Raw genomic sequence first — 15,470 nt, forward strand, 5'->3', positions numbered from 1 at the left:
GATCCCACCTGCGCGAGGACGACGTCCGACAGCACCGCAGCGCGCCGCAACGTCGGCTCGTCCGAGCCGGCGGGCACGGGCCAGCGCCCGCGGAGCCCGGCGAAGTAGTCCCGCTGCTCGGTCACCAGGTTGGTGAGCGAACGAGCGTGCGGCAGCACGGCCTCCCAGGCGTCCGACTCCCAGACCACCCGGCCCAGCACCCGGGCCGCGGTCAGCACGAACGCCTCCTCCACCAGGAGGTAGCGGGCGAAGTCGGCGGCGCCGAGCGTGCCCCCGACCGCCTCGCGGACGAACCGGACGCCGCACGCCTCGTCGAGCAGCGCGGCGTGCCGCGCCACCAGCGCCACCGAACGGGCCCCGCTCATGCCCGGACCAGCCAGCGGACGAGGCCGTCGAACAGGTCGGCATAGCCCGGCCACTGCTCGCAGAACGCCACCGGCGCCCAGTGCGGGGAGCAGTCGGAGGTGAACGCGGCGGCCCGGCCGGAGCCGTAGGGGGCGAGCGCCACCAGCGGGTCGCCGTTGATCAGGGCCGGCACCTCGGCCCCGTCCCTGGCCACCACCCGGTTGTAGCCGAGCAGCGGTGGCCAGGCCGTGCCGGCGCCGCCCAGCGCGGCATGCGCGGCGTCCACGACGAGCGGGACGGCGCCTGCCGGGCACTCGACCCGGTCGTCCTCGGCGAGCATCTCCACCGGCAGCACATCGGCCAGCACGGTCTGGCGGAACGCCGCCCGCGCCTGGAACCCGCTGAAGGACAGGTAGCCGCCGATCATCAGCACCGCCCCGCCGCCGTCCACCCAGTCACGCAGCGCGGCGAGCCGGTCCGGTCCCGGCTCACCCCGTTCGAAGACGCCGGGTGAGAGCTGGATGGAGTTGGCCCCGATGTCGGAGAGGACCACCAGGTCGTAGCCGCCCAGGCTCTCCGCGTCGCCGGGGAACTCGGTGGGGACGCGGTGGGCCGGCAGGTGCACGACGTGGTGACCGCGGGCCGTGAGCGCGTCCCGCAACGGGCCCACACCCTCCACATAGGAGTGGACGGTGAACTCGTCGACCCCCTTGACGTGCGTCGAGGTGGTCATCCAGCTCTCGCCGGCGATGAGGATCCGGGCCAATTCAGCGTCCTTCCGCTGCAGCGTTGTCGAACAGGGCGCGCGGGTTGTCGGTCATGAGGGCGGCCACGACCTCGCCGGGCAGCCCGCACCGGCGCAGGCGGTCGGCGAACACGAGCGGGACGTAGGCGAGGCCGTTGCCCCCGAAGCGGGTGAGCATGGCCTTGAGGAACAGGTCGTGCGACAGCAGCAGCCGCCCCGCGTGGCCCGCCTCGACCAGCGCGACCACGGCGGCGGCGGTGTCGGCGGGGGACGGCGACTGCCCCTCGCCGGGGAAGTGGAACGGCATCCCGATCATGTCGAACTCGAGGAACACGCCCCGGTCGGCGACGGCGCGCTGGTAGTCGCGGTCGGCACCCGAGGGGTCCATGTGGCAGAGCACGACGGCGCCCGGTGCCACCCCCTCCTCGTCGAGCACGACCCGCAGCACCTCGTGCGCCCGGCGCTGCCAGCCGGGCAGGTGCACGAAGAGCGGCACCCCCACCTCGCGCTGCGCCCGGCAGGCTGCGCGCAGGGCCGAACGCTCGGCAGCGGTGAAGGCCGGGGACACGCCGATCTCGCCGATCACACCCGGCCGCAGCTCACGGGCCGGGTCGAACTCCGCCACCAGGCCGGCGGCGAGCCGGTCGACCGGCGTCGCCGCGAGGCCGGGCGGGTGCGTCGCCTCCAGGTACCAGCCCGAGCCCATCACCACGCGCACGCCGGTGGCCAGGGAGAGCCGCCGCAGGCGTCCGGGGTCACGCCCGATCCCGGGTGGGGTCAGGTCGATGACGGTCCCGCCTCCGACGGACGCGAATGTGGCCAGGTCGGCCGTCATCGCGGCGTCGTCGTCCAGGCGGCAGTTGTCCCTGCTCTCGTAGGGGTGCTCGGCGAGCACCCAGGCCGTGTCGGCGCGCACCGGCCCGGCCAGGAGCGCGGCGACGCGCGGGTCCGCCGCCTCCCGGAACGCGACCCCCACGTCGTTCGCGAGGTGCTCGTGCGGCAGGACCAGCCCGAGGTCGGTGGAGTCGACGGTGCCGGTGACGGTGCGCACGGCGGTCACGGCCGGCTCGTGATCCTGCGGAGCAGCGGCCCGATGCCCCTGCCGCGCAGGTTGATCCAGATCACGAGGATCAGCACGGCGCCGGTGATGATCGGCGTCAGGTACGGGCTGACGCTCATCAGCGTGAGCCCGTTGGCGATCATCCCGGTGAGGATCGCGCCGATCAGCGTGCCGACGATCGTCCCGCGGCCGCCCAGCAGGCTCGTGCCACCCAGCACCACCGCGGCGATGACGGTCAGCTCGAACCCCTGCGCGGAGTTGGCCGACCCGGAGCCCAGCCGGGCGGCGATGAGGATGCCGGCGACCCCGGCTGCCAGCCCGGAGAAGCCGAGCGCGGCCATCTTGACCAGCCGGACGTTGACCCCGGCCCGGCGCACGGACTCCTCCGCGGCGCCGATCCCGATGACGTACTGCCCGAAGCGGGTGTGGTGCAGCAGCACCAGGCCGAGCGCGGTCACCACCAGACCGATCCAGGCGCTCAGGGAGAAGCCGAGCCACCTGGCCTCGCCCAGCCGGGCGAAGAAGGTGGTCGACGCGATGGGCACGGAGAACCCCTCGGTGCGCAGCAGCGCGACGCCACGCACCACCGAGAGCGACGCCAGGGTGACGATGAACGCCGGGATGCCCTGGTAGGCGGTGAACCACCCGTTGACCAGGCCCCAGCCCAGGCCCATGAGCAGCCCGGCCAGCAGCACGACCGAGGAGTCCCAGCCGGCCAGCAGCAGCTGCGCGCAGACGGCGGAGACGAACGCGACGATCGACCCGACCGACAGGTCGATCTGCCCCGCGGTGATCACGAAGGTCATCGCCACGCCCACGATCAGCGTCGGCGCCACCTGCGTGGCGAGGTTGGAGACGTTGGCGAAGGTCAGGAAGTCGGCGTCGGCCACCGAGAAGAACACGAAGACCAGCAGCGTCACCGCGGCCATGACCAGGGTCGCCTTGTTGGTGCGTGCCCACAAGGACGGCGGCCGGGCGAGCCGCACCGCGGTGGGCGCGGGCGAACCGGTGGACGTGGTGGTGGTCATGCCGAGGCCTCCCGCTGCTCGGACCGGGTGATCAGACCGACGAGCCGCTCGATGTCCAGCTCACCGATCGGCACGTCGTCGACGCTCGTGCCCTCGTACATCACGGTGATCCGGTGGCAGACCCGGAACAGGTCCTGCAGCCTGTGGGTGATGAGGATGACCCCGACGCCGCGCGCCGCGACCTCGCCGATCAGCCGCAGCACCGACTCCACCTCGGCCACGGCCAGTGCCGCCGTCGGCTCGTCGAGGATGAGCACGTCGGGGGCGAAGGAGACCGCCCTGGCGATGGCCACCGTCTGGCGCTGGCCACCGGAGAGCGTGCCGATCTCCTGGTGGGTACTGGCCACCTTCACGTCCAGCTCGGCCAGGATCCGCGCGGCCTCGGCGTGCATCGTCGTGCGGTCGATGAACGGGCCCCGGCGCGGCTCGCGGCCGAGGAAGAGGTTGCCGGCCACGTCGATCGTGTCGCAGAGGGCCAGGTCCTGGTAGACGATGCCGATCTTCTCGGCCCTGGCGTCCGACGGGTTGGCGAACCGGACGGCGCGGCCGCGCACCCGGATCTCGCCGTCGTCGTGCTGCACCGCGCCGGCGAGCACCTTCATCAGCGTGGACTTGCCCGCGCCGTTGTCACCGACGAGGCCGAGGACCTCCCCGCGGCGCAGGGTCAGGTCGACGCCTCGCAGCGACCGCACCGGCCCGAACGACTTGGTGATACCCCGCAGCTCGACGAGGAGAGCGTCGGTCATCCGGTCACTTCCCGAGGTAGACGGTGTAGTCGCCGACGTTCTGCGGCGTCACGATGTGGATGTCGACGGGGTTCTGCCTCGGCACGGGGTTGTGGCAGGACAGGTCGATCGCCGCAGCCATCGACCGGTACCCGAACTCGAAGCTGTCCTGCTGCACGACGGCGGTGATCCAGCCGGCCTTGAGACCGTCCACGGCCGGGTCGGAGAGGTCCCAGCCCACCACCTTCACCCGGTCCTGCGCGCCCTGGCTGCGCACCGCGGCCGCCAGCCCGATCAGCGCCGGCTCACCGGTGGCGTAGACGTAGGGCAATGTGGGGTTGCCGGTGAGCAGGTTCTCGGCGGCGGTCTGGGCGTCCTCCTGGACGTTCTTCCCGTCGACGACGGTGCCGACGGTCATGCCGCCCGCGGTCACCTTGTCCGTGAAGCCCTTCTGCCGTTCGAGCTGGATGGTGCTGTTGAGCGCCCCGACGATGCCGACCTCGCCCTTGCCGCCGGACTCCGACAGGAGCACCTGACCGACCTGCGCTCCACCGTCTGCGTTCGCGGTGCCCACCTGGGTGTCGACCGCGGGGTCGTCGACGACCGCGTCGACGGCGACCACCGGGATGCCTGCCGCATGGGCGGCCCGGAGCGCGGGCTTGATGCCTTCGGTGTCGACGGCGTCGACGATGATCGCGTCGACGTGCGAGGCGACGAGGTTGTCGACGGCGTTGGCCTGGGTCACCGAGTCGTCGTTGCCGGAGATGATCTGCAACTGGACGCCGTGCTGGTCGGCCATCGCCTGGGCCGCCGAGTTGATCTGGTTGAAGAACAGCGCCTGCAGGTTGATCGTCACCAGTCCGACGCGCAGCGGGTGGTCGGGCGTGCAGCCGACCGGCTGGGACTTCGGCGCCGGCAGGGAAGCGGCGGGTACGCTCGGTGACGATCCCGGCGCTCCCGCCGAACCGGCCGGTGGCGCGCTGTCGCAGGCAGCGAGGGTGAACAGGCAGGCGGCGGCCGCCAGGGCGAGCACGCGCTTCATCGAGCCTCCAACAGGATGGGTGGACGGGGAGTCAGGGCGTGCTGTTCCCCGGGACGGCGGTGATCGGTGGAGCCACGACGGCGTCGACCGCGGACGGGGCCGGCGCGCCGCGCGCGCCGGGAACCGTGCAGGACAGGCTCGCGGCGATCCCGGCCCGCGTGGCCGCTGCGGTCAGGGACAGGCCGGCCTCGACCCCGGCGAGGTACGTGCCGGTGAAGCAGTCACCGGCTCCGGTGTCGTCGACGACCTCCACGGCCAGCGCCGCACCGGACACGGTGGCTCCGTCGGGGGCGCAGAGCGTCCAGCCACGCGGGCCGTCGGTGACCACCAGAACGGTGCCCGAGACGGCGGCCAATGTGGGCCAGCGGCGCTCCGGAACGTCGAGCATGCCCTCGAGCCTGCGCCGTCCCACCACGACATGACCGGCGTGGCGAACCGCTTCGAGGGCAACATCACGGTCGTCGCACCCGTCGAGGTCGACCGCGAGCGTCAGCGCGGGACGGACGGCGGCGGCGATCTCCGCTGCCCGGTAGCCGTCGAGGTACAGCATGTTGCGCCCCGCCGCCGTCAGCCGGTCGGCGACGGCCGAGACGTGCACGGCGCCCAGCGCGTCGTCCTCGCTGATCACCGACCGCCTGCCCAGCGCGTCGACCAGGACGATCGCGGTGGACAGGAACGCCGACCGGTCGGTCCAGCTCGGGTCGACGCCGTCGGCGGACAGCTCGGCGAGGAACCGGTCCGACAGCGGGTCGGCACCGACGACGCCCGCGAAGGCCGCCTGCGCCCCGGCCCGCGCGGCGGCGACCGCGGCGTTGGCGGCCATTCCGCCCGGCAGGTGCTCCACGGCGGACGCGTGCAGCCGCTCGTCGGGCCGCGGGAAGCGGGGGACGCGGCCGACCACGTCGAGGTTGGCGTAGCCGCAGAAGACAATCATCAGGGACGACCGGTCACTTGCCTGCGGCGCGGGCGACGGCCCGTACCTTCTCCGGCGCGACCCGGCCCCACCAGCGGCCGTTCTCCTTGGCGGCCGACGCGACGATGCCCCCGTCGCACTCGGCGAACAGCGACTCCACGTTGTCGGGGTTGATGCCGCTGCCGATGATCACCGGCAGCTGGGTGGCGCCGCGGATCCCGGCGACCTCCTCGACCGACGTGGCATGGCCGGTTCGCGAGCCGGTGGCGATCAGCACGTCGGCGTCGAAGAACTCGGCGTCCTCGGTCTGCTCGGCCAGCGTGCGGTCGGCGACGATGGCGTGGGCGCCGTGCTTGACGTGGACGTCGGCGAAGACCTTGACCTCGTCGGCGCCGATCGTGTGCCGGTACCGCGTGGTGCGCGCGGCCTGGCCCTCGATGACGCCCTCGTTGGCCACGTAGGCGTTGACCCACTGGTTGACCCGCACCCAGCCGGCCCCGGCGGACCAGGCGGCGGCGACGGAGCACTCGCCTGCGTTGGAGAGCACGCTGACCCCGACCCGGGGCCCGAGCTCGGCCACGACGGCCGCGGTGACGACGCCCATGCCGGCGGCCACCTCGTAGCCGTGCTGGCCGGGCTTGAGGAACGGCAGGTCACCGTGGTTCTCCACGATGACGGAGTCGAAGCCGTTGTCGACGTAGGCCCGCGCCTCCTCCACGGCGAACCGGCACAGCTCGGAGACGGGCTGCCCGCGGTACGCCGGGCTGCCCGGCAGCGGGGGCAGGTGGACGGCTCCGATGAGTACGGGTCGCGTGGCGAAGAGCTCGGCGATCGCCGAGGGCTTGCGCGGGTAGACCCCGAGGGGTGCGGTCACGTTCACTTCCCGTCGTCCAGGTTCTGGGTAATCGATTACCCGCCGATGAAGCTAGCTCCGCAGCCCTGCCCTCCGGAAGGGGCAATCGTTTACATTCTTGTTGCGGCGGCCGCCGCGGCCCTCGGGCGGACGAGACGAACGGAGGTCCGGTGGCGAAGGTGACCATCCGCGACGTCGCCGACCGCGCAGGCGTGTCGACGGCGACGGTGTCGCGGGCGCTCTCGGGCGCCAAACGGGTGTCGGCCGCCGTCGAGGACCAGGTCAGGCGCGCTGTCCAGGAGCTCGGCTACTCCGGAAACGGGATCGCCAGCGCGCTGCGCCGCAGCCGCACCGACACCGTGGGCATGATCGTGCCGAGCATCGTCAACCCGTTCTTCACCTCGCTCGTGGAGAGCGTGGAGCACGCCCTGCAGGACGAGGGCCGCCAGCTCTTCCTCTGCTCGTCACGCTCCGACCCGCAGCTGGAGGAGCAGCGGCTGCGCAGCCTCGTCGCCCGGCAGGTCGACGGGATCGTGATCAGCCCCGTGCACGGCACCGGGAGCACCGCGGCGATCTCCTGGGCCGCCGGCGAGCTGCCACTGGTGCAGGTCGACCGGTACGTCACCGGGGTGGACAGCGACTGGGTCGGCGTCGACGACGACGAGGCGCTGCGCCTGGTGGTCGGGCACCTGTCGGGCCGGGGCGTGCGCACGGCGGCGTTCATCAGCTCCCGGCTCACCAGCTCCTCCACCGAGCTGCGGGTGGCGGGCTTCCAGTCGCACACCGCGCGGCTGGGCATCGCCGTCGCCCCCGGCGCGCTGCTGCTGGGCGAGTACTCGATCGACTGGGGCCGCACCGCCATGCAGCGGCTCCTGGCGGCCGGACCGCTGCCCGACGCGGTGGTGTGCGCCGACGACCTCATCGCGCTCGGCGTGCTGCAGGCGTGCAGCACCGCCGGGGTGGCCGTGCCGGAGGACGTGCTGGTCACCGGCTTTGACGACATCCCGTTCGCCGCGCTCAGCGACCCGCCGCTGACCACCGTGCGCCAGCCGCAGGCCGCCATCGCGACCGAGGCGGTGCGCCTGCTGTCGCAGGCGTTCCGGGAGCCGCCCCACGAACCGGCGCGGCTCGCCCTCGCCCCCAGCCTCGTGGTGCGGGCCAGTACCGGCGGCTGACGCGCGTCACACCAGCGGGTCGCCGGCGTGCTCGATCTGGGTGCGGACGCTGAACGCGGGCCTGAGCATCATCGTCAGCTCGGTGCGCTCCAGAGCGTCCGCCAGCTGGTGGGCCTCGTCGGGCTCCAGCCGGAACCCGAGCACCACGCGCCGGTAGAACAACGTGGGCGGACCCGCGTCCAGCGTGACCACCACCTCGATGTCGCCCGGGTCGCCGTCGCGTTCCAGCTGGGTGCGCACCGTCATCGCGCTGCACGCGGCGAGCGACGCCGTGAGCAGCTCCAGCGGGGTGGGGCCCTTCCCCTGGCCGTCGTCGGCGTGGTCGGACACCACCTCGTGCGCGCCGAGCTGTACCTCGACGGCCCGGCCCGCCGTTGCCGCCAGCCGCGCGTCCGCCGACGCGAGGGGCATCTGCATGGTCATCGCGGCAGCCTATGGCTCCTCGGTGATGGGCAGCAGCACCTGGAAGCGGGTGTCGCCCGGCTCCGACTGCACGCGCAGGTCACCGTGGTGGCGGGTGACGATCACCCGGTAGCTGACGTCCAGGCCGAGCCCCGTGCCGCGCCCCACCGGCTTCGTGGTGAAGAACGGCTCGAAGATCCGCTGCCGGACCTCGGGCGGGATGCCGGGTCCGGTGTCGCCGATCTCGATGAGCACGCAGTCCTCGACCCTGCTGGTGCGGACTGTGAGCGTGCCCGCGCCGTCCATGGCGTCGATCGCGTTGTCGATGATGTTGGTCCAGACCTGGTTGAGCTCGGCCGGGTACGCCGGGACCAGCGGCAGCGTCCGGTCGTAGTCCTTGGCGATGCCGATCCCGCTCTCCTCCCCCAGCTTCCGCCCGAACATCACCAGCGTGGCGTCGAGGCCCTCGTGCACGTCGATGAACCGGTGCGGGGCCCGGTCCATCTGCGAGTACTGCTTCGCCGCGAGCACGAGATTGGAGATCCGCGTGGTGGCGTCGAGGATCTCGCGCAGCAGGCTCTCGGTCTCCACGGTGTAGGCGAGCCAGCGGATCGCGCCTTCCAGCGTGGTCTCGTTGGTGGCCGTGTGCAGGGCGTCCAGGTCCTCGACGCCCAGACCGCCCGCCACGAACACCGGCGCCAGGTCCCAGCTGCCGGCGATGCCGTGGTCGTCGAGCCAGTCGCCCAGCTCGTCCTCCCGGTCGCTGGCCTCGATCGCGGAGAGCGAGGGCGCGTTGCGGACCTTCTTGACGAACTCGTCCTGCGCCATCACCAGCTTCTTGAGCTGGTCGCCCGCGATCTTCCCGTCGGCGATCATGGCGAGCTTCGCGCGCATCCCGGCGACCTTGTCACGCAGGGTGTCGGCGGCCCGGCCCGCCGCGGCGGCCGGGTTGTTCAGCTCGTGGGTGAGGCCGGCCGACAGCTTGCCCAGCGCGAGCAGGCGCTCCCGCTCCGACACCAGCGCGTTGCCGCGGCGCAACCCCAGCAGCATGCCTTCGAGCAGGTGCACCGCCATCGGGAACCACCGCGCGAAGACCTTCGCGAACTCCGTGGCCGGGAGGGCGAGCACGACGCTGTCGGTGACGGCGCGCACCGTCATCGCGTAGTCCCTGGCCGTCTCGTCCTCGAGGTAGAACTGCACGGCCCCGAAGTAGACGCCCCGCTGCTCCGTGCGGCCCGTCTCCACGACGTCGCCGGAGATCAGCCTGCTCATCGTGATCGTGCCCGACAGCAGCACGTGGAAGCACCGGGCGGGCTCACCCTCGACGACGATGTCCTCGCCGGCGGGCACCTCCACCACGTCGCTGTTCTCGACCACCCAGCCGAGCTGGTCCTCGTCGAGCTCGGCGAACAGGAACAGGTCGCGCAGCTCGTCGGGCGACGGCCGGACCGGCGCGCTCACTGCTCCGCCAGGAAGCGGTGGACGAGTGTGACGGCCATGGCGCCCTCCCCTACGGCCGACGCGACGCGCTTCACCGAGTCGGCGCGCACGTCCCCCGCCACGAACACGCCGGGCACGCTCGACTCCAGGTGGTACGGGTCCCGGTCCAGCGGCCAGCCCGGCGGTCGCTTGCCGTCGACCACCAGGTCGGGACCGGTGCGGACGAAGCCGCGCTCGTCGCGTTCGACGACGCCGTCGAGCCACTCGGTGCGCGGTGCCGCCCCGATGAAGACGAACATCGACGCCGCCTTCACCGACTCGACGGCCCCGCTCTGGCGGTCGCAGATGGTGAGGGACTGCAGGTGGCCGTCGCCGTGCGCCTCCACGACCTCGGTCCTGGTGCGGACCGAGATGTTGTCGATCGCGTCCAACTGCTTGATCAGGTAGGTCGACATCGACGCCTCCAGGTCCGGTCCGCGCACCAGCACCGTGACGGTCGCGGCGTGCCTGGAGAAGAACACCGCAGCCTGACCGGCGGAGTTGGCGCCGCCGACGATGTAGACGTCCTCGCCCCTGCAGCCGGGTGCCTCGGTGGCGGCGGAGCCGTAGAACACCCCGCGCCCGGTGAGGTCGGCGACGCCCGGCGCGTTCAGGTTCCGGTAGGACACCCCGGTGGCGAGCACCACGGCGTGGGCGGCGATCTCGCTGCCGTCGCCGAACCGCACGACCCGGGCCGACCCGCGCGCCTCCAGCGCGACCACGTCACGCGCGGTGAGCACCTCGGCGCCGAACTTCGCGGCCTGGCGCCGCGCCCGGTCGGTGAGCTGCGCACCGGAGACACCGTCGGGGAAGCCCAGGTAGTTCTCGATCCGCGAGCTCTGCCCGGCCTGACCGCCCGTGGCCTGCCGCTCCACCAGTACGGTGCGCAGCCCCTCCGAGGCCCCGTAGACGGCCGAACCGAGCCCGGCGGGGCCGCCGCCGATCACGATCAGGTCGTAGAAGTCCGACACGGGGTCGGTGGTGAGCCCGCAGGCCGAGGCGATCTCGGAGTCCGACGGTGACCGCAACGCCGTGCCGTCGCCGGTGATCACCAGCGGCACGTCGTCGGGCGAGGCACCCGCCGCCTCCAGCAGGCGGGCCCCCTCCGGCTCGTCGATCGAGTAGTAGCGATAGGGCACCGAGTTGCGGGCCAGGAAGTCGCGCGCCGCGAAGCACTCCGCCGACCACCGGTGCCCGACGACGCGGATCTCCTCGACCGGCCGGACCCCGACCGCGCGCCACGTCTCCACCAGCGCGTCGATCACCGGGTAGAGCTTCTCCTCCGGCGGGTCCCACGGCTTCAGCAGGTAGTGGTCGACGTCCACGACGTTGATCGCCTGGATCGCGGCGTCGGTGTCGGCGTAGGCGGTGAGCAACGCCCGCCGGGCATGCGGCGCGACGTCCATCGCCTGTTCGAGGAACTCGATGCCGTTCATCTCCGGCATCCGGTAGTCGGCCAGGATCGCGGCGACGGGCTCACCGCGCAGCGTCAGCTCGCGCAGGGCCTCCAGCGCCTCCCGGCCGGACTCCGCGCGGACGACGCGGTAGTCCTGGCCGTAGCGGCGACGCAGGTCGCGAGCCACGGATCGGCTCACTCCCGGGTCATCGTCGACGGTCATGAGGACGGGCTTGGTCATGGGGCTCCTGCCGGACGTGCCATTCCGTCGATAGTGCCCGCGCAACGGTGCGCGGCGCTGGTGTCGTCCGCCGACGGCGAACGCACCCGTTGAACCTAACCCCGGAGCCGCCGCCGCCGCGAGGCTCTTGTCCGGTTACTGCTCCGCGCGGCGGCACCAGGACCGTCGCGTGGGTGAGCGGACATCCGGGGTGGAGGCAGCGGCGCCTGCCGGGCCACCCCGCGAGTCGCCCGTTCCGCGCGCGCGAGTCGCCCCTTTCGCACGCGCGAGTCGCCCATTTCGCGTGCGCGAGTCGCCCGTTCCTGCTGCGGCCCGGCCACGCCGACAGCGTCGTGGTCCCGTGTCGCTGTTGTGCGGCTGCGGTGACCGCGTCATGTGTCCATGACGCGGTCGGGGTGGTGCGGCGCGTCAGAGCGCGTCGGTGGTGACCGTCCCGTTGATCCGCCGCGGCAGGCCCAGCGGGTTGTCGTCCCGCAACGCCTCGGGCAGCAGTGCCTGCGGGGTGTTCTGGTAGCAGACGGGCCGCAGGAACCGGCGCACCGCGGTGGTGCCCACCGAGGTGTGCACCGAGGCGGTGGTGGCCGGGTACGGGCCGCCGTGGTGCATCGCCGCGGCCACGGCAACCCCCGTGGGCCAGCCGTTGTAGACGAGCCTGCCGGTGCGCTCGCGCAGCAGGTCGAGCAGCGGCGGCAGCGTGGGCGCGTCGGCGTCCTCGGCGTGGACGGTGGCCGTCAGGTTGCCGGCGAACGCCTCCGCGGCGGCGTGGAGCTCGTCGGGGCCGTTGTAGGAGACCACGATCGACGTGGGCCCGAAGCACTCCTGCAGCAGCGGATCGGGGTCGGCTAGCAGTTCCTTGGCGGTGGTGGCCAGGAGCGTGGGGGCCACTCCCGCCTCGACCTCGTCGCCGTGGACGAGCGTGCGCACCGGGCCGAGCCCTTCGAGGCGGTCGCGCTCCTCCGCGTGGGCGGTGCGGATGCGGTCGTTGAGCATCCCGGCGGCTCCCGTGCTGCGGACCGCGCTGACGAGCCGCTCCTCCAGCCCGTGCCCTTCGGGGAGGAACAGCAGGCCGGGCTTCGTGCAGAACTGGCCGGTGCCGAGGGTGAACGAGGCCACGTACCCGTCGGCGATGGCCTCGCCCCGCGCGGCCACCGCGGCAGGCGTGACGAACACCGGGTTGAGGCTGCCCAGCTCGCCGTAGAAGGGGATCGGCTCGGGGCGGGCGGAGGCGATGTCGAGCAGGGCCCGCCCACCTCGGACCGAGCCGGTGAACGCCGCCGCCTTGATCCTCGGGTCGGTGATCGCCGATGTGCCGGCGTCCATGCCGTGCACGACCGCGAACGTCCCGTCGGGTGCACCGGCGGCGCGCAGCGCGTCGGCCAGCACCTCGCCCGTGCGCTGCGACAGCTCCGGGTGCCCGGGGTGCGCCTTGAGCACCACGGGAGAGCCCGCCGCCAGCGCCGACGCGGTGTCGCCGCCGGGCACGCTGAACGCGAACGGGAAGTTGCTCGCCGCGAACACCAGCACCGGGCCGAGCGGCACCAGCATCCGGCGCAGGTCGGGCCGCGGGACGGGGGCCGCGTCCGGATCGGCCGTATCGATGATCACCTCGAGGTAGGAGCCCTCGTCGAGCGCGTCGGCGAAAAGCCGCAGCTGGCCGCTGGAGCGAGCCACCTCGCCCGTCAGCCGCGCCTCCGGCAGCGCCGACTCGGCGACGGCGATCGGGACGAGCTCGCCTGCAGCGGCGTCGAGCGCGTCGGCGGCGGCGCGCAGCAGGGCCGCGCGCTCGGTGGGACGCAACGCGGCCAGCGGGGCCGCCGCACGGGCGGCCGCGGCGAGAACGGCGTTGAGCTCCTCGGGGGTGGTGTCGTTCACAGCTGAACCTTCCTCGCGTCGGGCCGGTCGAGGGCGTCCACCAGCCAGGACATCGGTTCGCGACCCCGGACGACGGGATTGGCCAGCGTGCCGACCTCGGCGATCTCGATCTCGATCCGGTCGCCCTCGGCGAGGGAGAAGCTCAGCTCCGGCACGATGCCCGTGCCGGTGGCGAGGATGGCGCCGTCGGGGAAGTCGGTGGGCGCGAACAGCGCCGCGACCAGCTCCTCCAGCGTGCGGTGCAGGCGCGCGGTGCTGGTGTCGCCGGCGAAGACGGTCTCGCCGCCACGCTGCACCTGGATGGTGATGGCCAGGTCGGTGGCGTCGGGCACCTCCCAGACCGGCCGGATGCCGGTGGCGAGCGCACAGCAGCCGCTGAAGATCTTGGCCTGCGGGACGTACAGCGGGTTCTCGCCCTCGATCGAGCGGGAGCTCATGTCGTTGCAGACGGTGTAGCCGACGATCTCCCCGAACCGGTTGGCGACGAGCGCGAGCTCCGGCTCCGGGACGTCCACGGTGGAGTCCGAGCGCAGCGCCACCGGCTCGCCGTCGGTGACCACGCGCCAGGCCACCGACTTGAGGAACAGCTCGGGGCGCTCGGCGTCGTACACCTTCTCGTACACCGAGGCCTCGCTGCTCTCCTCGACGCGGCCGCTGCGCGAGCGCTCGTAGGTGACGCCGGCCGCCCACACCTCGGTGCGGCCGTCGACGGGAGGCAGGAACGTGACGTCGGCGGCGTCCACGGCGCTGCCGGCGGCGGACGTGAGCCGCTCGCGCAGCTCGTCGCGGGACTCGCGCAGCAGTTCGGCGACGCTGCCCCAGGGCAGCGGGGCCACTGTTGCGCCGTTGCGCAGTCCGACGCGGGGGCCGGGGCCCCCCGGCTCGATGTAGCGGACGATCTCCATGCTCGTGCGCACTCCCATCCTGGCGCGGGCCTCGGCGACCCCCGAACGGGAACTGATCCTATGGTGCAGATCCGGCAGGCGCCGCCCCTGATCCCGACGGACGGGCCCGGCCTTGCCGCTGGGCGGAACGATCACCGGCGAGCCACGTCGTGGTCTGCGGAGCACCCTCGCGCATCGGGCTTCCTACCGGCGCGTCCACCGGTCGCTCAGCACCTTTGCCAGCGCAGCCGCGTCGTCGCCCGACGCCCCGCGCACCACGGCAGCGGCGCAGGCCGTCACCTCGATCTCGGCGGCCTTGGCGTCCGTGATCGACGGCAGCACGGTGGCGGTGCCGACGTGCGAGCCCACGCAGCGGGACCGGGCGAGCCAGCCGCGGTTGCGGGCGAGCCAGCCGCGGTTGCGCGCGACGGGGGCGGGGCTCTCGGCCCCGAGCACACCTCGGCACGCACCGGCGGTGACGTCCAGCACCAGCGCGGAGAAACCGGTCACCGTCCGCACCCCGGAGTGCGCGCCCTCCGCACGGGGGCCGCGCGCATACGCGACCGTTCCCGGGTGGGCGTCGTACGCCTCGGCGGCCTGCTCGAAGTGGTCGAGCTCGTCCGGATGCACGGCGGCGACGACCTCCCGGGCGATGTCCATGAGCCTCTTGTCACGCACTCGGTCGTCCTCCCCGTTGCGAACTCGATCGCCACTGACTCGCCGATCGGGGGACGCCCGTTAGCGGCCCCGGTGTGAGGGGTGGATCACACCGGAAGTGCCGGATGGGCAGAATGCTCCGAATGACCGAGCAGTTCGTCGGCGCGATCACGCTGCCCGACGGGACCGCGGTGCGCGGGCGCGGCCGTCGCCGGCCCCTTCCGCCCGGCCCGCTCCCCACGTACGGCCTCTACCTGGGCCGCTCCCCCGACGCGCCGGGGCGCCGGCTCTTCGGGCGCCGCAGGCCCCCCTGGCGTCCGGACTGGCCAGCCGACTGGGTCGACTGGCCCGACTTCCGTGTCCCCCGGGACGGCGGGGCGGCCGCCGCGCAGATCGAGCACGCCTACTCGATGGCGCGGTCCGGGGAACGGGTCGAGGTGGCGTGCGGCGGTGGCACGGGGCGCACCGGCACGGTGATCGCCTGCATGGCGATCCTCGCGGGGCACCCGGCCGACGACGCCGTCGGGTGGGTCCGGCAGCACTACCGGCGCCACGCGGTCGAGACCCGCGGCCAGCGACGCTGGATCACCTGGTTCGCCACGCAGTATCTCGCCAGCGGCGACGCCCGGCCCTGAGCGCAGCCGCGGGTGGAG

At 73.1% G+C, this 15,470-nt stretch carries 16 protein-coding genes; 2 read left to right on the forward strand and 14 right to left on the reverse strand.

Annotated features, from left to right (window positions below; all coding sequences use genetic code 11):
• The 8 genes from HF577_RS23675 to HF577_RS23710 form a co-directional block, all read right to left on the reverse strand.
• Positions 1–365 (reverse strand): hypothetical protein (locus HF577_RS23675; protein WP_211174735.1); only part of this gene is annotated, 365 nt, incomplete at its 3' end.
• On the reverse strand, positions 362–1,111 hold the full coding sequence (locus HF577_RS23680) for a glutamine amidotransferase (protein WP_169398137.1): 750 nt from the start codon (positions 1,109–1,111) through the stop codon (positions 362–364). The genes HF577_RS23675 and HF577_RS23680, both read right to left, overlap by 4 nt.
• A gap of 1 nt (position 1,112) precedes the next feature.
• On the reverse strand, positions 1,113–2,150 hold the full coding sequence (locus tag HF577_RS23685) for a phosphotriesterase family protein (RefSeq protein ID WP_169398138.1): 1,038 nt from the start codon (positions 2,148–2,150) through the stop codon (positions 1,113–1,115).
• Positions 2,147–3,178, reverse strand: coding sequence for an ABC transporter permease (locus tag HF577_RS23690; protein WP_169398139.1), 1,032 nt, complete (start codon positions 3,176–3,178; stop codon positions 2,147–2,149). Before HF577_RS23690 ends, HF577_RS23685 begins: the two co-directional genes overlap by 4 nt.
• Positions 3,175–3,924, reverse strand: coding sequence for an ATP-binding cassette domain-containing protein (locus tag HF577_RS23695; protein WP_169398140.1), 750 nt, complete (start codon positions 3,922–3,924; stop codon positions 3,175–3,177). The genes HF577_RS23690 and HF577_RS23695 overlap by 4 nt, the downstream gene beginning before the upstream one ends.
• A 4-nt stretch (positions 3,925–3,928) precedes the next feature.
• A complete protein-coding gene (locus HF577_RS23700; protein ID WP_169398141.1) occupies positions 3,929–4,945 on the reverse strand; it encodes a substrate-binding domain-containing protein in 1,017 nt (338 codons plus the stop codon).
• A 31-nt stretch (positions 4,946–4,976) separates the two neighbouring features.
• Positions 4,977–5,879, reverse strand: a complete 903-nt coding sequence (locus HF577_RS23705; RefSeq protein WP_169398142.1) for a carbohydrate kinase family protein — start codon at positions 5,877–5,879, stop codon at positions 4,977–4,979.
• Positions 5,880–5,892: 13 nt separating this feature from the next.
• The gene (locus HF577_RS23710; RefSeq protein WP_169398143.1) at positions 5,893–6,732 is read right to left on the reverse strand and encodes a BtpA/SgcQ family protein; all 840 of its coding nucleotides are present in this window, start codon (positions 6,730–6,732) and stop codon (positions 5,893–5,895) included.
• 149 nt (positions 6,733–6,881) lie between these two features.
• On the opposite strand from HF577_RS23710, the gene HF577_RS23715 reads away from it, so the two are divergent.
• A complete protein-coding gene (locus HF577_RS23715) occupies positions 6,882–7,886 on the forward strand; it encodes a LacI family DNA-binding transcriptional regulator (RefSeq protein ID WP_169398144.1) in 1,005 nt (334 codons plus the stop codon).
• 6 nt (positions 7,887–7,892) lie between these two features.
• Here HF577_RS23715 and HF577_RS23720 read toward each other — a convergent pair whose 3' ends face one another.
• From HF577_RS23720 to HF577_RS23745, 6 genes are all read right to left on the reverse strand, one after another.
• The gene (locus HF577_RS23720) at positions 7,893–8,309 is read right to left on the reverse strand and encodes an OsmC family protein (protein ID WP_169398145.1); all 417 of its coding nucleotides are present in this window, start codon (positions 8,307–8,309) and stop codon (positions 7,893–7,895) included.
• A gap of 9 nt (positions 8,310–8,318) precedes the next feature.
• Positions 8,319–9,749 (reverse strand): ATP-binding protein, encoded by a 1,431-nt coding sequence (locus HF577_RS23725; protein ID WP_169398146.1) that lies wholly within the window; start codon positions 9,747–9,749, stop codon positions 8,319–8,321.
• On the reverse strand, positions 9,746–11,404 hold the full coding sequence (locus HF577_RS23730; protein ID WP_169398147.1) for an FAD-dependent oxidoreductase: 1,659 nt from the start codon (positions 11,402–11,404) through the stop codon (positions 9,746–9,748). Before HF577_RS23730 ends, HF577_RS23725 begins: the two co-directional genes overlap by 4 nt.
• A 408-nt stretch (positions 11,405–11,812) precedes the next feature.
• A complete protein-coding gene (locus HF577_RS23735) occupies positions 11,813–13,276 on the reverse strand; it encodes an aldehyde dehydrogenase (NADP(+)) (RefSeq protein WP_312859327.1) in 1,464 nt (487 codons plus the stop codon).
• Positions 13,273–14,193 carry a fumarylacetoacetate hydrolase family protein gene (locus HF577_RS23740; RefSeq protein ID WP_312859328.1) on the reverse strand — a complete coding sequence of 307 codons (921 nt, stop codon included), beginning with the start codon at positions 14,191–14,193 and terminating at the stop codon, positions 13,273–13,275. Before HF577_RS23740 ends, HF577_RS23735 begins: the two co-directional genes overlap by 4 nt.
• A 171-nt stretch (positions 14,194–14,364) precedes the next feature.
• Positions 14,365–14,838: a hypothetical protein gene (locus tag HF577_RS23745; RefSeq protein WP_169398148.1), complete on the reverse strand. Its 474-nt coding sequence runs from the start codon at positions 14,836–14,838 to the stop codon at positions 14,365–14,367.
• A 122-nt stretch (positions 14,839–14,960) separates the two neighbouring features.
• Between HF577_RS23745 and HF577_RS23750 the strand changes: the two genes are divergently transcribed.
• Positions 14,961–15,452, forward strand: coding sequence for a protein-tyrosine phosphatase family protein (locus tag HF577_RS23750; RefSeq protein WP_169398149.1), 492 nt, complete (start codon positions 14,961–14,963; stop codon positions 15,450–15,452).
• Positions 15,453–15,470 lie beyond the last annotated feature (18 nt).

Origin of the sequence: Pseudonocardia xinjiangensis (genome assembly GCF_012911925.1) — a bacterium.
Taxonomy (GTDB): Bacteria; Actinomycetota; Actinomycetes; order Mycobacteriales; family Pseudonocardiaceae; genus Pseudonocardia; species Pseudonocardia xinjiangensis.